We start from the raw sequence: 20,943 nt of genomic DNA on the forward strand, positions 1-20,943 counted from the left end.
AGGTCAACGTTTACCGGCTAATAAGTTATCGGTATTACAGCTTCTCAGCAAAATCTACCAACCTAATATTAACTTGAGCGAGCTCAGCAAAATCATTACACACGATGTGTCACTCAGCCAAAAACTGCTGGTGTTTATAAACCAAAATGCGCCATCCAAATACCCCATCACCTCCATTCAAAATGCGGTGATGCGAAGTGGTTTAGAAAAACTGCGTAACTGGGTTGGGCTGGTCGCCTTAACCAGCATGAACGATAAACCTTGCGAACTATTTACACTCGCGTTAACCCGAGCCAAGTTCTGCGAACTGGTGAGCGAATTAATTCAAGACCCACAAAGAGACCAATATTTTACGGTTGGGCTGTTTTCGACCTTGGATGCTTTAATGGATCGTCCATTAGAAGAAATTTTAGAACAACTAGGTTTAGACGACGACCACCTACTCGAAGCCTTGCTAGGGCAAACCAATAACGCCATGTGCCAAACCTTAAAAGCCGTCAAAGCACTCGAACAATGTCAATTAGATTTTGAGCGGCCCAAAGACGCGCCACTGACCGAACTCACCCAACGTTACCTACTTGCCATGCAATACGCCCAACAAGCTTTTAAACCTGAATAACCAGACCTGGTGGTTAAATCTACCCACAAAAAAAGGACCCAATTGGGTCCTTTAGTTTTATCGCTTAGCTTTTATAGACTTTAACGCAAGCCTTATTCAGCTGGTTGGGTTACGGTCGTAATCGAACCAAGGTTGACTGCAGTCTGAGCCAGCAATCTTCCTTGTATTGTTGAGCTGGCTACCATATCAACTTTGGTTTTAGCCAAGATGACACCTTTAAATTGTGCACCTGTACCTAAAGTAACGACATCCGCTACACGCCAAAATACATTTTTGGCGACTGCACCACCTGTAAGGGTAATAGCCTGATTTGTATCAAGTGTGCCACCAATCTGGAATACCCAAACATCATTCGCACCACCATCCAACGTAATTTCGCCGGTGATAGTTACATTCTCACCCCAAGTGTAGACACCAGGCTCAAATGTTTGAGCCGTTACTGTACCAGCACCAATGTTCAGAGCCGCACCTACACCAGCTGGAGTAGCTGGATCAGAAGCCTGAGTGTAAGCCGCAAGCACATCACCCAATGCGATACTAGCGCCAGTCTTGTCCGTTGAAGTACAGGTAGCTCCGGGATACGCAGCATCGTCCGTGAAAACTTCCGATCCACCAGCCAGTTCAGTACAGGCTACTGTAATTGATGCACCCGTAATGCCACTCGTACCAATATTACCCGTGATTGCTGCCGATCCATCAGCCGAGGTAATCCCAGCAGCCGTCATAATCACAAAGTTTTTGGCGGTGCCAAGGTTTATCGGAGCTGGTCCAGCTGCAACCGTGGTGCCCGTCGTAAAACTCCACTCATACTGAGCTGACAGTGGTTTGCCAGTCAAGTCAATAATACCGGTTGTTAGGGTCGCGGTATATTCTTGACCCGCCTCAAGGTTACTAGTTGGCGTAAAAGTCGCCACTTTTTCACTATAAGTGACCGTACCGCCAATCTTCGCGCTATTAAGCTTCAGGATAAAGCTTTCGTCGGTAACGCTAGTTGGATCTAGGTCTTCATCAAAAATAGCAATCACACTTCGGTTAAGAGCAACATCAACGGCGCCATTTGCAGGATTGGTAGAGGCCACTTTAGAAGCCGCAAGACCGTCTTCATCACTGATGGGGGCACTGCTACTTCCGCCGCCACCAAGACAACCAGCCATCAGCGTAGTCATCATTAAACCGGCTAGCCATAAACTACGGCCCGTGTATTTTTTAATCGTATTCATATTAGGTCTCCAGGGAGTTTTCATATCGTGGCGGATTTAATGCCCAGATATTTGATTGGCAAAAACTTTTAGTTTTGCCTAAGAGTCTCTTTTTGTTCGTGCCACACCACACTTTTCAACTATCTTGTATTGAGAGTTATGCTGCGAAAAGGAGTTATTCGAGATTTGCCGTCTAGTACAAAGGCCTCAGACGACTGGAGGAGAGCGCACAACTATAGTCTTTAAACCTGCAAATAGCGAATTAAATAGTCAAATAAATCAAAAAGTACTCAGTACGCAAGACTCTTAGAACAAAACGAACAGCAAGCCGTGGCATATTGTCAGGCTTTACCTCGCCTTTTTACGCTCGGGTGCAAAATACCATCCGAAAATAAACGCTGCCGACCTGCGGCGGCGTACGCTAAAACAGGTTTTGCGACCAGAATAACCAGGCCTGGTGGTTGAACCTATAAACAAAAAAAGGACCCGATTGGGTCCTTTAATTTTGTCACTTAGCTTTTATAGGTTATAACGCAAAGCCTATTCAGCTGGCTGTGCCACTACCGTAGCTGAACCAAGACCGACTGCAGTCTGCGCCAACAATCGGCCCTCTATGGTTGCGCTGGTTATAAGATCCACTCTGGTCTTAGCCAATACGATACCTTTAAACTGCGCGCCAGTTCCGAGTGTAACAACCTCAGATGCTCGCCAAAAGACGTTTTTGGCCTGGGCTTCACCTGCAAGAATAATGGCTGAACTTGTATTTAATGTGCCGTCAATTTGGAAAACCCAAACATCGTTCACACCACCATCAAGAGTAATGTCGCCTGTTAATGTTACATTACCCCCCCAAGTATAAACACCTGGAGCCAGTGTTTGCGTCGCCACCGTTCCAGCACCAATGTTCAGGAATGCACCTACACCAGCAGGTGTAGCCGGATCAGAAGCGTTGGTATATGCAGCAAGTACATCGCTTAGTGCGATACCAGCGGCCGTCTTATCCGTTGAAGTACACGTAGCACCCGCATAATTAGCATCATCGGTGAAAACTTCAGAACCACCAACTAACTCAGTACAGGCCACAGTAATAGATGCGCCTGTAATACCGCTCGCACCAATATTACCCGTTATTGAAGCTGTTCCATCAGCCGAGGTAATACCTGTTGCTGTTACGATTGCAAAATTTTCAGCGGTTCTAAGGTTAATCGGGTCTGGTCCAACAGCAAGTGCTGCGCCTGTTGTAAAACTCCAAACCTTAGCTGTCGCCAAAGCATTACCTGCCACATCCTTAATGCCCGTGGTTAACGTAGCGGTATACACCGTACTAGCATCCAGGTCATCGGTTGGATTAAACGTGGTCACTTTACTGTCGTAACTGACCGCACCCGGAACAAGCGTGCTGCCTTTTTTCAAGGTGAAAGTTAAACTGTTAACGCTTGAGGGCTCAAGTGTTTCACTAAAGGTCGCGGTTACACTTCGGTTAAGTGGAACATCTGTATCCGCATCAAGTGGATCAGTAGAAACCACGGTTGGAGGAGCAATATCTAGAGTGTCACCGCTGGTGAAAGTCCAGACATAGCCCTCTTCCATGGATATGCCGTCAGCACTTTTTACCGCTGTGGTCACCGTGGCGGTATGAACCGTATTAGCTGTGAAAGATCTGTTTGGGTCGAAGCTCACACTTTTAGAGGCCGCATCGTACACAATTGTGCCAATTAATGCGTCCTCGTTTAGACCTATTACGGTAAAACTATCCGTTGTAATACTTGTGTCATCCATCTCTTCACTAAACGTGACAACCACATTTGTATTACGTACCACATCTACAGCCTCAGTTACCGGTACTGTTTTAACCACAATCGGAACTTCAGCATCACTCGAACTGCTACTCGTGCTATCGCAACCCGCCATGGTCGCGACCATCAAAAGCGCCGCTAGCCATAAACTACGGCTTCGGTATTTTTTAATCATATTCATGATAATTCTCCAAGGTTTTAAATATTCTGGACAAATTAATGCCCAAATATTTGACAGGCAAAATGTGCTTTGCCTAAATGTCTCTTTAGTCCTCGGTACATCAGACTATTCAACTACCTTGTATTGAGAGTTCTGTTGCGAAAAGAACTATTAGAGGTTTTCCGTCTAGTATTCAGACCTTAGACGGCGAAGGGTTGACTTCAAATATAGGCTTTAAATTTGCAAATTGCAAACTTAATTTATTTTAAAAATCAATAATTTATACACTACCAGCTTAAAAGATTTGATCGTATGGCTTACGCAAGCCTTTCTAAAACAATACGTCGTTCAACCCGCTTAACCAGACCTGCTGGAAACAAATAAAAAAGGGTTCAATTAAAATTTGAACCCTTTTAATTTTGCCACTTAGCACTTAGTTATGTAGATTAAAACGCAAATCTTAATCAGCTGGTTCTGTCACCGCATTACTTTGCAATGTCACCGCAGTATGAGATAACAGTCGACCATTAACCGTTGCGCCGGTTTTTAAATTAATCGCTTTTTCAGCCAGAATAACGCCCCGGAAAGTAGCGGTTGTATTGATATCAACACCTACACCACCCGCGACCTGCCAAAAAACATTCTTAGCCACGGCTCCACCAGTTAAAAACACGTTCGTATTTTCAGCTTGAATAATGTTCCCTTCAATCTGGAAAATCCAAACATCTTCTGGGCCACCATCAAGCGTGACGTTAGTATTGATCCAAACGCTGGTGCCCCATTTATAAAGACCCGGAACCAGTGTCTGACCACTAATATCACCTGCGTGAAGTTCCGTGAAATCAGGCGTTGTTCGGCCAGCCGCATCGGTATAAGCTACGCCCATATCAAGAACCGCATTCGCGACCAATGTATTATCAGCGGGCAGTCCTTTAAAACAAGTAACCGTACCGTCACCAGTATAGGCCGCATCTGCACCGTAAATAAATCCTGTCATTTCTACACAGGTAACATCAATTGCTGCTGCCGTAATTGGGCTTGAACCGATATCACCGGTAATAGCTGAAGTAGGCACGTTTGTAATACCAGTTTTTGACAATATGACAAAGTCGCCAGCCGTTCTTAGATTAACTGGAGCGGGTCCTTGCGCAATTGCTGTCGTATCGCCGGTTGTAAACGTCCAAACCTTATCTGCCGCCATGGCATTGCCGACCACATCTTTAATACCGGTCGTGAGTGTAGCGGTGTACACCGTAGTGGGTTCCAGATCGGCTGTTGGATTAAAGGTTGCTACCTTGCTGCTATAGCTCACTTCGCCTGGGACAGACGTCGTCCCATTTTTTAAGGTGAAGGTTACATCGGTAACACTAGTCGGATCAAGTGCTTCACTAAAGGTCGCGGTTACATTACGGTTAAGTGGAACATCCGTAGCCGCAGGCGTATCAAGCGGATCGGTAGAAATTACGGTTGGTGGGGTAGCATCTACAGTGGTACCCGTGGTAAACAACCAAACGTAGTTAGTTGCCAATGATGCGCCGGTGGCGCTCTCTACGGCCGTGGTCACAGTACCCGTATAATCAGTATTTGCGGTAAGGTTTCTGTCAGGATCGAATGTTGCCGTTTTAGAAGTTGCATCGTACACAATACTGCCCGTTAATGCGTCTTCATCTTGACCTGTTACGGTAAAGCTTGTAGTGGTGATGCTAGCTTCATCCATTTCTTCGCTGAAAGTAGCCACTATATTAGTATTAAGTGCCACATCTATAGCTGTATCTGCTGGTGCGGTTTCAAGGACAGTCAGGGTGTTATTCCCGAAAATACTATCACCACTGTTATTATCGCAACCTAACATTAGCGTCGTCGTCAATAGAGCAGCTAGCCATAAACTACGGCTAGTGTAGCTTTTAATCATATTCATGATAATTCTCCAAGGATTTTTAATATCGTGGACGAGTGTGTGCCCAGATATTTGGCAGGCAAAATATGCTTTTGCCTAAATGTCTCTTTAGTCCTCGGTACATCAGACTATTCAACTACCTTGTATTGAGAGTTCTGCTGCGAAAAGAACTATTCGAGGTTTTCCGTCTAGTTTTCAGGCCTTAGACGGCGAAGGGTAGACTACAAATATAGGCTTTAAATTTTCAAATAGCAAACTTAACTTGTATTCAGATCAATAATTTACCTAAGGGTCGATTACGAACTTCACTAGCATGGTTGGCCATCACCTAGTTCCACAGCTTTTTATCCGCCGTTTTCACTTGACTCATACCCTCACCAGGTCTGGTGACGGTAAAAACAAAAAAAGCCGCAAATACAAATGTATTTACGGCTTCTTAACAAGGTTTCAAATCTTAGTTTAACAACAAATTTTTGACTTAAATGTGTTTAGGTAGCTGGATTATCAAACGTCACTGGAGTTTCATCAACCAAGCCATCGCCATTAATATCTTCACCTATCGTATAGGTATCATAAGAATATTCGATGATATAGGTTTTTGTGCCTGTGATTTTGATTTTGCCGGCTGTTGGATACTCACGGTACCAATCATCAGCTAAAGTTTCTAAGGTTGCAACATCCACATAGCCATAATCAGAATGGTATAAACGGCCGTTCTCTTCAAAAGATGAGTAATTGCTGACAATGACATAATTTTGCATTTTAAACTGTTTGTCTAGAATGTAATCTTTCACAACAAAGTTAGCCGTTGTTTGAGTTTCCCAAACACCTGAACCAGCTTCCATCTTCATGCTGCCACCCATTTCTACGTGCACACCATCGGTTAAGTCTTTTAATGAAAACGCGGTAAAGGTTAGCTCCAATTCATTAAGGTTGCCCTTTAGCCTAAAACTTCCATTCATGTAAGTTTCAGAATAGTTTCCATAATCATAGTTATAGTAAGTTTCACAATAGTTATTGGTCGTTAAGGTGATGTCTAAGTAACCCGTTACATCATCGTAAGACCCCTTAACGCTGGCGCTACCACCACAATCACCCTGAGCAGATTCATTAATAGACTGCGTTGCTTTCAATGTATAGCGTGACGGTTCAAGTTTTGATAAAGCCTTTACAACCGGACTATTGGTTGTCGCTGAGCCAGAATTCATTGTGTTATAAAAATCAAAAGTGTCGTCCATGCTTCCCGTGCCTGAAGACATGTATTCTTGATATAAAGCGTCCACATCTGCAGCGCTGGTAAAAGTGGCTGGTTCGGTTTTACCTGTATAAGTAACTGAGCTAATTCCTGTCTTAGTATCACCTCCGCCACTATCCGAGCCAATACAACCGGATAAACTGAACACACTAATCAAAAAAAACAAATTAAGCAGACTCTTCATAATAAACCTCATAAATTAAATTATTATTTTTATACTACTGGGCGCCTCGATTAACCCCGAATAAAATTCTGCGGGACTTACATGCCCTGCGTTGTGAACGTTTGCAAGGTCTAGACATTCCTTCACGTTCTCGCCTTGATCTGACAAACTTGGCGTTGCCAGAATTCATTGGGGGTTAATAGAGGTGCCCTACTATATATGCAGTAATCAACAATAATATTAACGCATTACAATTAAAAAACGAAGCTTAAATTCTGGAGGTGTTTAACTGCTTACTATCGAGTTTGGTAGCGTTGCTCGCTGAGTAGAGGCGTAATGGAGACTAGACCTGTCTGACGTTGAAGCTGGTTAAGCAGTTCGGCGAAGTCTTGTTGGTCGGCGGCTTGGAATACCGCCGTCTCACCATCGTAAAGGCTGAGAATGCGTTTAAGGTTAAAGTCTTTTTGCCATTGTTGCAGTTTGTTGTTGTCGTTGGCTTTGATTAAAAACTGACCATTTAGGACGGCAAAACGTTGGTTAAATCGGTTTTGCAAAACCGGATATACCAGGCCTGGTGGTTGGGCATTGGCTGCGTTTTGCACAGCGTTGTTGGGGTCTAAGGGCAAAGCAGCGCATACTTGACTAAACAAATCGGTATCGGTTTGGTAGACATGCCAAACACCCACGCGTTCGACTTGTTTAACCACCAGGCCTGGTGGTGGGGTTTGATTAATGCGAATAGCGACGTGTTTTTCAGCGAATTGATAAGCTTTTCCGGCGGCTTCAGCCAGCGGTGTACAGGCATTAATTGACCAGGCCTGGTGACTGTATAAACCGATAAACAAGGTTAAAATTAGGCGTAATATTTTCATTCTGCACGTCCGTAAAAGGTTAGTTTCCAATCGGTCAGTTTGCCATGCCCTGGCGCTTTAATGGCGTTGTCATATATTGGGTTTGCAGGCGTTGAGTCTTCCGTTTGATGATCGTTTACATCCCAGATTTTAAGTGTCCAATTTCCGGTTAAATTTTCGCCGTAAAAAGCATGTGTGAGGAGTCGCATATTGTCAATGTCATAACCTGACCGAAATGCATTAAATGGGGTTTGAATCACACTCGTCGTGCCAGAGGGTGAAACTAAGTGCATTAAATAATCGGATGCATCAATCGGGTTATTGGTATCAAGTTCTTGAATCGTTAACTCAACTAAAACACTTTCCACAATCTGACTTTGATTAACGGCTTGTGACTTTGTCCGACCGGTGGCCGAGGCATCGGGAATTTCGTTATCTGTGCTATAACTCACTTTGTCTAAAGCGATGACCTGCGGCTCGGCCAGTTGTTTGTTTTGGTTTTTCCAATTGAGCGCCTCGGTTATCGCCGCTTGCACATTAAGTGCGCCGAAACCAAACGCATTACTAAACTTTCTAGCGGCCGCATTTTCAACCCAACCCTGTTCGAGGGTAACGAAGCCATCATTAAGCGTTAACGTATTTTGTGCTATGTCAGTCGACTTAATTTGACGCGCCGTCATAGCCATAATATGTTTGACTTCGCGGGCACTTAAACTAGGATTGGCCTGTAACAATAACGCGGCGACGCCTGACACAATCGGCGTGGCAGAGGATGTACCATTAAAGATCGCGGTATAACTGCATTCTGAGTTCAGCATTTTATTACCCACTTGGTATTCGCCTTTATCAAACGCAAGAAAAGACGAAGATTTGGCGTAACCCGCATTACAACCGGAGCGATCAGTGGTTAAGATGGCGGGCTGCGCTTCAACAACCACACCATCTTTTTCATAGGCGTAGCCATATTCACCACCCGGTGCCGAAATCCACAAGGCTGAGCCGGTATTGCTGTAACTGGCGCGTTGTCCATTGGCATTAAATGCGCCGACCGCGATTAAAAAAGGCGAGGTATTGAGCGGCTCCATATTGGCGTTATAACAAGTGATGTTATTGAGTTTGGCGGCATCACACCAGCTTTCACGCTGATCAATAAAAACATTACCACCGCTATATTCGTTGCCGGCGGCTTTGACATAAATTGAACCTTTAGCGTCGCGATAATGGGTTGCACCATATTCAAAGTGCTCTAAGAGAATTTTTTCATATTCGCTTAAGCCGCCCGTAACCGGGTTAGAACCGTAACTCATATTAAAAACATCGATATTTTGATTGTTAGTAACTTCATTACTTTGTTGGCCTAGCGAAATAAACTCGTTATCATTGCCTTGGTAACTAAGAAAATTAAACCCTTTTAATTGCACCCCAGGCGCCACCCCCCACATGCCGATGCCATTACCGCCACGCGCCCCCACTAGCCCGGCTACACTGGTACCGTGGTCTTCACCCAATAACATGGTTGGGTCATATTGGCCTAGACCATTAAACGGATAGCCGAAGTTATACGAACCATTTTTTTGCACATTGGGGTATAAATCTTCATGTACGATTTCTAAACCAGTATCAATCACCGACACCACCACACCTTGGCCTGTGTAGCCTTGGGCATAATCGAAAGGATTGGTGGTTTGATTTGATGCGCCGGTGGCCAAAGCAGAAATGTCTTCACCCACTTGGGTTGCAACGGTGGTGGGTGTTAAAACATAACTGCCGGAGTTTGACAAATACCATTGATAGGAGAATAACGGATCGTTAATCACCGTAATCGGTTCGTTGGCGGCGGGCGAAACCAAATCAGGTGTGCCCGAGCCTGAACCTGAACTCGAAGAAAAAATATCACAGCCAGTCAAAAGCACCAGGCCTGGTAGCCAGCCTAATACTTTTAGCCAGCCGTTCATCACCATTGCCCTTGTTTTTGCGCTTGAGCTTGGGTGGCCGAGGTTTTGCGCATCATCATATCCGCCCAATCCGGGAAGTTTTGTGCTGAGTCGGCCTGAAGCTTAAGTTCATATTGATAACGATTAGGTGCATTCAATTCAGCCTGTCCGCTTAAATGCCAGCCTTGGTTTTCGGCTTGGATAACGACATCAATTTTTTTACCCGGTACAGCTTGATTCGGTGTGATCTCTAGCTGGGCGATTTGAATATCCATTACTTTAAAATCGGTCACAACAAGCTGCCCGGCTATAGTTTCTGGCCAAAGCTGCTCTAAATCTATTATTGCATTGAATTCGCGAAAATGTACATCACCTTGTAACCCACGCAAAAAGAAAAACTGGTTTACCCAAGGTGCGGCGGCCTGAGTTAAATTAACCTGACCCTGTGGAATCGCTAGTTGCATTTGATGTTGACCGAGTTCGATATCGGCATAAAGTGATTCGCCAGCCAGTCGCCATTGCAACTGCGCGCCGAGTTTGGCAGTGAGCAGTTTAAAAACCTGAATATGCCAACTCACCTGACCCAAATGATGGCCTTGCCATTGCACTTGTGTTTGGCCTTGCCAAATTGTGCCTTGCGTTTGGCTAAGCACCAGGCCTGGTGGTAACTGGCGTTCAACTTGTTTAAGCGCAAAACCGGCCGGTAAATGCACCATAAACGCTGTGATAAACAACACAAGTGCCAACAAAGCCCATAAAATAATTCGAGTGGTTTTCATCGTTAGCTCAACACTTTAAAACTGAGTGTGACTTTAATAATACCGGTTTCCAAGGGTTCGATTTGCAATTTATCCGCGATTAAATTGCGGCTTTCCAACGCCGACAGCCAACGGAAAAACCTTGGCGCGTCGACCTGATTAAATTGCACCTGTACGCCTTGGTTAATTGGTTTAATTGACTCCGCTTGCGGCAAAAGGTTTTGATCACGCAACGACTTTTGCAATTCGGCCATCCATTGCGACTGGGTTAAGTTAGGTTGCGAATCTTTTTTTAAGGTTTGTACCTTCGGTGCTTGATCATTTAACCAATGCCATTGGTTTTGAACCTGGGTTAAACGTTGTTCAGCTTGTTTTAAAGCCTGTTGTGGCGGAGCCCACATAACTTGATAAGCCAACCAAATCAGCAACACAGCGGCTAAAGCTTTCAGTAAGCCGCGTTCGCGTTCCGCCAAGCCTTGCCAGTAGGCTTGGGCTCTTTGCCAAACTTCATTCTGCGCTAACATAAATCACTCCTTCGGCTTGTTCGGAGGACACATTGCGGATTTGCAAACGCACCTTGGCTTGGCCTTCTAATGCTTTTACCAGTTTGTCGAGCGCGTCGGTATTGGGTGCAATCAGTTGTAAACTTAATTGACCATTCTGCCAATCAACCCGACCAGGTTTAATGGCTTTATTCGCTAAAATTGACGATTCCACAAGCTTTAACAATTGAGCCGGGCCGGTTTGTTCGCTTTGCTGTTGGGCGCTTTTTAGAAAAGACTGGGTTTGCACCCGCACATTCACAATGCGACTGATCTCTGGAAAAAGTTGTTTAAATAGGTTGTCAGTTTGCTGTTGATAAGCTTGGGCTTGCTGTTCAATCCGATTAACTTGCCACCAAGATTTGACCACGGACAACACCAACAAGCCGACTAATAACAACACCGGCCAACGCCAGTATTTGAGGCTTGCATGGCTTTGTTTTTTGGCTGCATAATCACCGGTTCTTAGCCCTAACCCGCGAATCGATAAGTTAGCTACATCAACCCACGATCCGGTTTGGAGTGTAATATCTGACTCGCTATTCGCCAGTGCCAAAGTCGGTTCAACCAACGCTTGCGCTAAACTCATACCGCAAAAATCGCCATTGCGAATCAGCTTATCACCAGGCCTGGTGAAGGAGTCCGCGATCAACCATTGATTGTCTTGCGCGTTCCAAGCCACTGCAAAACAATCTGGCACCAGTTGAGTGGTTTCAAGACCATGTTGTTTTAAGTTATCCAGCCATTTCGCCATTTGGGTTTTGGCCACCACCGCCAGCGTCACCTCGCCATTGGATTGACGATTAAGCGGCACCAAATGCACGTCTTCAATCGGTTGTGCAATCTGTTCTTCGACCGCATAAGGCAGTGCCTCTAACCATTGACCACGTGATTTACCCGGCACAAAAAGCGTCAGAATATTGAGCTGGCCGGTCGGCACCCAAACCCAGTTTGGCGTTTGCGATGGCGGCAACACCAACTCGCCTTGCGCCGTGATATAGCCCTGATTTTTTGCTGAATTAGTCATCCGCGTTGGTTATCCATCGTTGTAACAGGCTGACCTGTTGATCTTGTCGATAATACAAGGCTCGGGCATTTAAGTTGGCTTCGCCATAAGCGACCAAACCTTCGAGCTGAAAAAATTCACTTTGGGTGGTAATCATCCAATCCGGTAAATCCTGATTGATTTGATTTTGTTCGCCGCCGCCCATCTGACCTAAAAAGGTTCTAAAATCGGCGGTTTCATTAGCCGGTTCGGTCATACGAACATCCAACCAGGCTTGAACCAAACTCAGATTCATCCATTCGGCCAACCCGAGTAAAACCGGCTCCGGTGCAGTGTTAACGTTAATGGCGCTGACTTTAGGCAAGGCACTTAACCAAGGTCTGACTTGCCTAAATTGTGCTGGATTAAGCCCCTCTAATAATTGTACTTCGTCTACCAGCACCATCAATTGATTCGCGGCACGATAAGGCGGATTTTTCAATAAATAAGTGTCGCTTTCGGCGCCACCGGGGATGGGGTTATTATCAGCATCCACCCAATCAATTAGCGGGGCAACCCAATCGGTATTTAAGTTTTGCCGCGTTAGAATACGTTCCAGTAATGAGCGCCAAGCCTCGCGTTTAGTTTCATCGGTTTCGGCTAAATTATTCAGGTTAAAACGGCCTTGCATATCAAGCAATTGCCCGCCCAAATCGCCGCCTTCAAACTCCATCGGTAACATTGGCTGCGCCCAGGCTTCGGCTAAATGATCCACTTGGTTTTGCGAAGCATCAAAAGCCAGACCTTTTTTGACCCAGGTATCAATACCCGCCGCCACCGCCATCGCTTGCGATTGGTTCAACATAAATGCGCTACGCTGAATGTCCAAGCGTTGTTGATACAAAATACTGCTGGCGATGGTGGCCACTAATGCCACCACCAGCAACACGGTCAATAAGGCAAAACCCTTTTGGCGTTTAGGATGCATTCTAACCCTCCACACCCGACAATAAACGCCGGAACTGGCGACCATCTTCCAACTCAATCATGATTTCCACCAGGCCTGGTAAGGCATTTAACGCCATGGCTTCCTGCGGCCAAAATCCTTGCCATTGTTGCTGTTGATCCAGTAGTCGAACGTCAAATCGCGCCACGCCCGATAGTAATAGCTGACGATTGGGTTTAGAGTCCGGCGTGCGATCTAAAACTGGCCACACCCAACGGTAGAGTTGCGCGGCATCCAAAACATAAGCTACACGCACTAAACCACCCGAAGATTGAGGTGTAGGATAAAGCGCTATTCGGCTCAATTCAAAACGTTGAGGCTGCAATAACATGGCCGGTATTACCGAGCCCAACTCATCCAACACCGGACGTGGCGTCATTTGCAAAACATCCTGTTCCAACCACCAAATCGTGCGTTGCAACTGGCTAAAATCTTGTTGTTGTCGTTCATACGACTCGGTAATACGCACGGCACTGTCGATACTTTGGTAAGCCATAATTGCAATCACCGCCGATACCGCCATCGCCACCAGCAACTCGATAAGTGTGAAACCCGCTTGTTGAATGTGTTTAGTTTCCAACGACCGTCACCATTCGATTTGCGAGATGTTCAGAACCTTGTAAACGCACCTCAACGGTTGCACGCATCATGCCAGGAATCGGGGTCGGCTCTAGGCTGATTTCAGTCTGCCACTCCTGCCCACCTAAGCTTGTATTGGATTTCAGCTCGACTTCTTCACCCACCGAATGTTGCAACTCCGTTAGACGATTCTGTGCGATCCAACCCGCATAAGTGCGTTCCGGCAAACTCGCTTGTTGATTCACAAACATCGCGAGGGTTTGACTTAAGGCCGCCAAGGCCACCGCCACAATTAGCAACGCCACCATAACTTCAATTAAGGTAAAGCCTTGCTGTTTAATCATCTTGCCTCCACTCAAACTTTAACGCCTGATCCCAGGCCAGTATTTGACCATCCGCGCGAATTTCACCTTCGGTGATCAAGCCACCCGGCCAGCACAACCAACCCGGTTGTGGCAATTGCATACGTTCTTGCATGGTCGGCTCGGTGCGCCATTGCACTTCAAAACCAGGCGACCAACTGAGTGTTTTAATATTGTCGGCTTGTGTCCATTGTCCGTTGGTTTGGTAATACACTTTCAAACCTTGTTCATCAATGCCAATCAACACCAAACGCTGTTTAAACGCGGCTTGGTCACATGCGGTTTGGATTAGTCCTTGGGTTTTTGCCCATTGCGCACGCAGTTGGCTGCCTTCATGCGAGCCGAACGACATTAAACCCGCCGCCAACACCACCGCGATAATCACCACGACCACCATTAACTCAATTAAGGTAAAGCCTTTTTGGCGTGAGGTGGTTGGCATCAATTAGATATTCCAGTTGCCTAAATCCGCATCGGCCCCTTCGCCGCCTTCTACTCCATCCGCACCATAAGTGAAGACATCGAACTGGCCATGTTCACCCGGACTTAAATATAAATAGTCATTACCCCAAGGGTCTTTCGGCAAACGTTCCATATAAGGTTTCCAGTTTCTTGGCAAAGGTTCCGAAGTTGGCTCAGAAGCCAAGGCTTCCAAGCCTTGATCGGTGGTCGGGTAGCGGAAATTATCCAGTTTATAAAGCTGTAAAGCCGATGATAACGCACTGATATCCTGTTTTACTTTTACCTCGCGCGCTTCATCCGGACGATCCATTAACATAGGCACCGCAATCGCCGCCAAAATCGCTAAAATCACCACCACCACCATTAACTCAATCAGCGTAAAACCGGCCTGTTTATAGTGTTTTATTTTTTTATTTTGCATGATTTTCTCCTTAACCCAACATTTGATTCATTTCGAAAATGGGTAACATAATCGCCAATACAATCATCAATACCACACCACCCATGGTAATAATCAACAATGGCTCGAGTAAACTCACTAGCGTGGCGGCACTGGTTTCGACTTGGTATTCATAATGCGATGCGCCTTTTAACAACATCTCGTCCAATTGACCGGAGTTTTCGCCGGTTTGCACCAGGTTTAGCAACAAAGGCGGGAACACCCGGCTGTCTTTCATGGCTTGACTTAACGCCTGGCCTTTGCGAACCGACTCTTCCAATTCTAATACACGTTGGCGCAATGGCAAATGCGTCATTACCTGAGATGAGATATGCAAGGCGGTTTTAACCGGCACCCCGCTGGCAACCAATACGCCAAGAGTGCGTGACCATTTAGCGACCGCGTTATAGATTAAAAACTTTTTTAAAAGGGGGGTATTTAATAGTAGATTGTGCCAACGAAACTTCCATTTTTCAAAGCGCATCAGCCATTTAAAGCCCAGCACCAACGCTAACAATGAAAACAATATTAGCCAGGTCTGGTTCTGTACGAAGTCGCTCACCGTCAACATGCCCTGAGTTAACGGCGGCAGGGTTTGGCTCATATTATCGAACACGGTTACGACTTTGGGCACCACGTACGCCATCAAAAAGAATACGATGGCGATCGCAACCACCACCATCATCATCGGGTAAATCAACGCGCCTTGTACCTTTTTACGCAAACGTTCTTGCTGTTCGATTGTATCGGCCAAACGTGACAAAACCGCTTCTAAATGGCCGCTTTCTTCGCCAGCATGAATGGTCGCCATATAATCTTGCCCCACGCTAAAAGGCGTTTGCGCCAAAGCCTGTGCCAACGAATAACCTTGTGCGACTTGGCTATGCACACTGGTCAAAAAGCGCTGCATCATACGACTTTCCGCCTGCACAGCGACACTTTGCAGGGATTGAGTTAATGGCATACCGGCTTGCAATAAAGTCGCCAATTGGCGTGTGATCAACGACAAGTCGGCGGTCGAAATCTTACGTTTCAACCAGGCCTGGTGCTCGCCGTTTTTATCGGTCGCGGCTTTATCTACGGCTTTTAATGACAGAGGCGTTAGGCCTTTATCGCGCAAGGCTTGACGCACTTGACGCTCGGAGTCGCCCTCCATCAAACCTTTTTCACGTTTACTGTCTGCGCTTAAGGCTTTGTATTCAAATACCGGCATCGTGTTTCACCTAAGCCTGTGTGACACGAAGTACTTCTTCCAGGCTGGTATCGCCGGAGAGTACTTTCGCTAAACTGGTTTGTTGCAAGGATGGTGAGTGCTGGCGTGCGTAACGTTCTATATCCAGTTCAGAGGCGTCTGCATGAATCATCTGCTGGATCGTTTCATCAATCCGCACCAGTTCATAAATCCCTAGACGACCTTGGTAGCCGGTATGATTACATTCCTCGCAGCCTTCGGCGCGGTAGATTTGCGCGGATTCCACGCCTAATAATTGGCATTCGGCGGCATCGGCTTGATGTGGTTGTTTGCAATGCGGGCAGACACGGCGCACCAAACGTTGCGCCAACACGGCGGCAACACTGGAGGCCAATAAAAACGGTTCCACCCCCATATCGCGCAGACGTGTAATCGCCCCCACGGCGGTGTTGGTATGCAAGGTAGACAACACTAAATGCCCCGTCAAAGACGACTGCACTGCAATTTCGGCGGTTTCGACATCTCGAATCTCACCAATCATCACCACATCGGGGTCTTGACGCAGAATCGCGCGCAAACCCTTTGCAAAAGTCATATCCGCCTTGGCATTAACCTGAGTTTGGCTAATGCCATCAATGTTGTATTCCACCGGGTCTTCAATCGTCATAATATTGCGCTGGGCATCATTTAAACGGCTTAAACCCGCATACAAGGTGGTGGTTTTACCTGAGCCAGTCGGCCCGGTGACCAAAAAAATCCCATGCGGTTTGGTGAGCACTTTCTTAATTGACTCAAACACTTGGGCTGGCATACCCAAATCAGCCAAATCCAACAGCCCAGCGCTTTTATCCAACAAACGCATCACCACGCGTTCGCCATAACTGGATGGAATGGTCGAAACACGCAAGTCCACCGCTCGCCCTCCTAACTTAAGTGCGATACGGCCATCTTGCGGCAAGCGTTTTTCGGCGATATCAAGCTTTGCCATGACTTTAATCCGCGACACCAACATCGGAGATAACCCCGCTTTGGGTGTTAAAACCGTTTTAAGCTGACCGTCAATACGAAAACGCACACGCAACTGAGTTTCAAAAGGTTCGATATGAATATCTGACGCATTGGTGCGAATGGCTTGGGAGAAAATCGCGTTGAGCAATTTGATAATCGGCGCGTCGTCTTGGCTATCAAGCAAATCTTGGGTTTCAGACACCTCGGCCACCAACGATTGCAAGTCACCGGTTTCAAACTCGTCCATGCCTTCCATCGAATGGGCTTGAGAATCGGCGTAAAGTCGTTGCAATCGTTTTTCGAACTCGGTCTCCGCAACCATTTGAGTCTGGAAGTCGTGGGCTAAAAATCGTTGAACTTCGAGCAAAGCCGAAGGGGTAGCGCTAGCCAAGGCATAAACCACCCAACCCTGATCATTCTTGTCGAGAATCACCCGGTTCTTGCGGGCAAACGCAAAAGGTAGCAACATCGCTAAAACCCTAAAACTTCAAGCGAACTATCGCGTCGACGGTGTTGATTATCTTTTTTAGGCTCAGATTTTTCAGCCTGCGGTGGGTTTTGCGACTCTGGCGTTGGCGGGGCTTCGGATACTTGACGGCTCAGAGCCTCATTCGGTTTTTGATTACGCTGATCCCACTCGTCTACTGTCGGCATTTGAGGACGTAGCCCGCGTAATAAACCGCTGTCTTCTTCTAACATCTGGGCTTGCTCTTCATAGATATGGTTGTACTTCTGGCGACTATAGTAATCGCTCATTAAGTTGTCGCGCACAATTACGGGTCGCAAAAACACCATCAAATTGACCTTTTCACGACGACTTTCTTGGTAACGGAACAGCGCACCCAGCCAAGGAATACTGCCCAGCCCGGGTACTCTACGAGCAACTTCGGTTTCGCGTTCACTTAATAAACCACCCAGCACAATCATATTGCCGTCACCAACAATGACATTGGTTTTTAACTGACGTTTAGAGGTTTCCAAATCCACTGCATCACTTTTTGGTAACACATCCGAAATTTCCTGATCTATTTCCAACTGAATTTCGTTGCCTTCATTAATCTGCGGCCGGACTTTTAACTTCAAGCCCACGCTTTTACGCTCAATCGTGGTGAACGGATTGGTGCCGGAATTGGCCGAGCTGGAATAACTTCCGGTTTGGAAAGGCACTTCGCGCCCGACAATTATCTCAGCTTCTTCGTTGTCCAGCGTCAGCAACGTTGGTGTGGATAAAATATTGGCTTCAGAGTCACCGCTTAATGCGCGAACCAGTGCCCCCCAACCCTGGTTACTTGAATTGACTTGACCGAATCCAGCTGTTACACCTTGGCCTATAGCTTGGGCTTGCGCCGCTGGATTACCCGCATTACCTAAAATCGTGGGTATCGTGCCGCTAAAGTTAATCATACCAACCCCACTCGGTCCCGCCGCCGCCCACTCAACGCCAAGTTCGGCTTGTTTAGATTGACTAATTTCGACAATAATGGCTTCAATTAACACTTGTGCGCGGCGAATATCCAACTGCTTCACCACCGATCTTAAGCCTGTCAAAATCGCTGGCGGTGCGCTAATCACTAACGCATTCATGCGTTCATCAGCGACAATGCTCACGCGTTCTTTCAAGCTCTTTTCATCCAAGCTTGTTGCCAGAGACTCAGCCGCGCCTGCTTCAGAACTCGCCCCCTCTACCATGGATCGGTTAGTCGCCATCTTTTCTAAAATCGGCACCAAATCCAACGCTTTGGCGTAGCGTAAATACACAACCTGCACCGAGCCGTCCTGCGACAGCGGAATATCCAACTCAGCCACCAACACACGCAACATTAAGCGTGATTGTTCGTCGCCAGAAAGCACAATACGATTCGAGCGTTCATCAAACGTGACTTTAGCGACATTAGTTTGACCCTGAGGCTGTAAAGCTTTTAAGGTTTTAACTATGGCCTCGGCAGGCGAGTGCTTAACTTCAATTACCTCGTAATCGGTATCCGCTCTTATATCGACTTGCTTTAAAATGGCTTTAATTCGATCAATACCATCCACCGTATCGGTCACAATCAAACGATTACTATCCGCCATCGCCACCAAATGCCCTTCACGCGCCACTAGTGGCCGCAAAATCGCTACCAGCTTTGAGGCTTCTACATGGGTAACTTTTACCACTTCGGTGACCCAAGCTTCGCCCTTGTCTTGCGCGCGCGCATAAGGCAATTGATCTCGTGCTAAATTTGCCGGAATCACCTTAATCACATCACCACTTGGCACGGCGACAAAACCATGCACATTAATAATTGCCAACAGGGTTTGATATAACGCATCCGCTGACATAGCTTCTGGCGCGATTAACGTCACCTTGCCGCGCACACGAGGGTCGATAATAAAATTCTTGCCGGTGGCTTTGGCCACCGCTTCGATTACGGTGGCGATTTCGGCATCACGAAAATTCTGTTTAAGTGTCGGCTCGTTGGCCACCACCAGGCCTGGTGTTAGCAAAACCAGGCTCATCGTCAGAGCCCAAAACCAGCTTAAAGTTATTTTTGTATTTCTATGCCAAACGTTTTTCATCGACTACTCAGTTATATTGGTTAAATCGACCGAAATGGTTTCGAGCAGACCGTTGCGCTCAACCTGCAAATCAAATCGGCTTTCTTGTAAAAAACGATTCCACAAAGTTGGCGCATCTGCCAACTCCTGAATCTGGGCTCCGTTAATACTTTTGATTAGGTCACCGGGCTTTAAACCCATCGCTTCAAAAATTTTGTGTTCGCGACGTGGTGACACCTCAATCCCCACCCAAGCATCATTTTTTTTTACCCCTTTAAAGCGCACATAATTGCCCATGCGCATTGGGTTTTCACGAATTTCGTTATTTATTTTTTTCAACCGCTGCTGTTCAGCATTCGACAGGTTTAAGCCCTCCGTCGATTCGGTGAGTTTGTTACCCGACTCGTCCGTCACCAGACCGGCAACGCGATCTTCCATCGCCAAGCGTTCGTGCTGGCCGCGATGTAACAAAACCACATAATCGGCCGCCACCTCAACCAATTCTACACCGTTAATCACCTGTTCGCCTTCGGACACCACCAAAGTATTGCCGCCATCCGCTAAAATCGCCACACCGACTTTACCGGTTTTGATGGTGCCTAATAGCTGTAGTTTTAAACGGGTATCGGCCAGTTTTTCAGACGCAACCCTAGATAGATTCTGTTGAGAAATAGGTTTATCGGTTTCGCCATATAACAAATTATGCACACCGGATGTAAAAGCCGAAACTTGAGAAGAGGGAGAAAGCTCGGGCAAACTTGGGATGGGAACCGGGTCAAGACTTTGTGCCAACCAAGCCCCACTTAACCACAGAATGGTAGACACCAAAACCAAACTCAACAGTGCAGAAAAACGCACTTGCTGATTAGTCCCAAAATGACTGAATATTTTTAACACCCGAATGTTCTTCACTCACCAAACTACTTAATTGGAATAATGGCCATTAGTTTATACCAAATCCGCAAAAAACATAGTGTCATTAAGGCTTTTACCTAACTTAAGGCAAACACATTCCACTTGAGAACGGGTGTCACGAATGAGGTTTATTTTGTTTAAAGCAACTCACATCATGCTCGATTTTGTGTATTTAAGTCCTGTTTTAACTAGCAAGATTTTAATAGCGAATCACCATCAGGCCTAGTAGTTAAGCTGACTGGTTCATTTTGGTGACGAGTAATCCGGCGATGAGGATAAAGCC

The 20,943-nt window shown here is 46.3% G+C and carries 19 protein-coding genes; 1 reads left to right on the top strand and 18 read right to left on the bottom strand.

Features of this window, described 5'->3' with window-relative positions:
* A partial coding sequence (locus IBX48_RS06765; RefSeq protein ID WP_296832156.1) for an HDOD domain-containing protein occupies positions 1–619 on the top strand: 619 nt, incomplete at its 5' end.
* 92 nt (positions 620–711) lie between these two features.
* Here IBX48_RS06765 and IBX48_RS06770 read toward each other — a convergent pair.
* From IBX48_RS06770 to IBX48_RS06855, 18 genes are all read right to left on the bottom strand, one after another.
* Positions 712–1,839, bottom strand: a complete 1,128-nt coding sequence (locus IBX48_RS06770) for an ice-binding family protein (protein WP_296832159.1) — start codon at positions 1,837–1,839, stop codon at positions 712–714.
* 519 nt (positions 1,840–2,358) lie between these two features.
* On the bottom strand, positions 2,359–3,795 hold the full coding sequence (locus tag IBX48_RS06775) for an ice-binding family protein (RefSeq protein ID WP_296832161.1): 1,437 nt from the start codon (positions 3,793–3,795) through the stop codon (positions 2,359–2,361).
* Positions 3,796–4,234: 439 nt separating this feature from the next.
* A complete protein-coding gene (locus tag IBX48_RS06780; RefSeq protein WP_296832163.1) occupies positions 4,235–5,692 on the bottom strand; it encodes an ice-binding family protein in 1,458 nt (485 codons plus the stop codon).
* A 467-nt stretch (positions 5,693–6,159) separates the two neighbouring features.
* On the bottom strand, positions 6,160–7,110 hold the full coding sequence (locus IBX48_RS06785) for a hypothetical protein (protein ID WP_296832166.1): 951 nt from the start codon (positions 7,108–7,110) through the stop codon (positions 6,160–6,162).
* A gap of 275 nt (positions 7,111–7,385) precedes the next feature.
* The gene (locus tag IBX48_RS06790; protein ID WP_296832168.1) at positions 7,386–7,961 is read right to left on the bottom strand and encodes a hypothetical protein; all 576 of its coding nucleotides are present in this window, start codon (positions 7,959–7,961) and stop codon (positions 7,386–7,388) included.
* Positions 7,958–9,895 (bottom strand): S8 family serine peptidase, encoded by a 1,938-nt coding sequence (locus IBX48_RS06795; protein ID WP_296832171.1) that lies wholly within the window; start codon positions 9,893–9,895, stop codon positions 7,958–7,960. Before IBX48_RS06795 ends, IBX48_RS06790 begins: the two co-directional genes overlap by 4 nt.
* Positions 9,895–10,653 (bottom strand): type II secretion system protein N, encoded by a 759-nt coding sequence (gspN, locus tag IBX48_RS06800; RefSeq protein WP_296832175.1) that lies wholly within the window; start codon positions 10,651–10,653, stop codon positions 9,895–9,897. Before gspN ends, IBX48_RS06795 begins: the two co-directional genes overlap by 1 nt.
* A gap of 2 nt (positions 10,654–10,655) precedes the next feature.
* Positions 10,656–11,156, bottom strand: coding sequence for a type II secretion system protein GspM (gspM, locus tag IBX48_RS06805; RefSeq protein WP_296832178.1), 501 nt, complete (start codon positions 11,154–11,156; stop codon positions 10,656–10,658).
* Positions 11,140–12,201, bottom strand: coding sequence for a type II secretion system protein GspL (gene gspL / locus IBX48_RS06810; protein WP_296832181.1), 1,062 nt, complete (start codon positions 12,199–12,201; stop codon positions 11,140–11,142). The genes gspM and gspL overlap by 17 nt, the downstream gene beginning before the upstream one ends.
* The gene (gspK, locus tag IBX48_RS06815; RefSeq protein WP_296832184.1) at positions 12,194–13,147 is read right to left on the bottom strand and encodes a type II secretion system minor pseudopilin GspK; all 954 of its coding nucleotides are present in this window, start codon (positions 13,145–13,147) and stop codon (positions 12,194–12,196) included. The genes gspL and gspK overlap by 8 nt, the downstream gene beginning before the upstream one ends.
* A gap of 1 nt (position 13,148) precedes the next feature.
* Positions 13,149–13,745 carry a type II secretion system minor pseudopilin GspJ gene (gene gspJ / locus IBX48_RS06820; RefSeq protein ID WP_296832186.1) on the bottom strand — a complete coding sequence of 199 codons (597 nt, stop codon included), beginning with the start codon at positions 13,743–13,745 and terminating at the stop codon, positions 13,149–13,151.
* Positions 13,735–14,088: a type II secretion system minor pseudopilin GspI gene (gene gspI, locus IBX48_RS06825; RefSeq protein WP_296832189.1), complete on the bottom strand. Its 354-nt coding sequence runs from the start codon at positions 14,086–14,088 to the stop codon at positions 13,735–13,737. Before gspI ends, gspJ begins: the two co-directional genes overlap by 11 nt.
* Positions 14,081–14,548: a prepilin-type N-terminal cleavage/methylation domain-containing protein gene (locus IBX48_RS06830; RefSeq protein ID WP_296832192.1), complete on the bottom strand. Its 468-nt coding sequence runs from the start codon at positions 14,546–14,548 to the stop codon at positions 14,081–14,083. The genes gspI and IBX48_RS06830 overlap by 8 nt, the downstream gene beginning before the upstream one ends.
* A 3-nt stretch (positions 14,549–14,551) precedes the next feature.
* Positions 14,552–14,989, bottom strand: a complete 438-nt coding sequence (gspG, locus tag IBX48_RS06835) for a type II secretion system major pseudopilin GspG (protein ID WP_296832195.1) — start codon at positions 14,987–14,989, stop codon at positions 14,552–14,554.
* A 10-nt stretch (positions 14,990–14,999) separates the two neighbouring features.
* Complete coding sequence (gene gspF / locus IBX48_RS06840; RefSeq protein WP_296832197.1) at positions 15,000–16,220, bottom strand: type II secretion system inner membrane protein GspF; 1,221 nt, start codon at positions 16,218–16,220, stop codon at positions 15,000–15,002.
* Between the two features lie 10 nt (positions 16,221–16,230).
* Entirely contained in the window at positions 16,231–17,676 is a 1,446-nt protein-coding gene (gspE, locus tag IBX48_RS06845) for a type II secretion system ATPase GspE (RefSeq protein ID WP_296832199.1), read from the bottom strand.
* 2 nt (positions 17,677–17,678) lie between these two features.
* Entirely contained in the window at positions 17,679–19,706 is a 2,028-nt protein-coding gene (gene gspD, locus IBX48_RS06850) for a type II secretion system secretin GspD (protein ID WP_296832202.1), read from the bottom strand.
* 63 nt (positions 19,707–19,769) lie between these two features.
* Complete coding sequence (locus IBX48_RS06855) at positions 19,770–20,642, bottom strand: type II secretion system protein N (RefSeq protein WP_296832205.1); 873 nt, start codon at positions 20,640–20,642, stop codon at positions 19,770–19,772.
* Positions 20,643–20,943: the final 301 nt, after the last annotated feature.

It is taken from the genome of Thiomicrospira sp. (assembly GCF_014859555.1).
Lineage (GTDB): Bacteria > Pseudomonadota > Gammaproteobacteria > Thiomicrospirales > Thiomicrospiraceae > Thiomicrospira.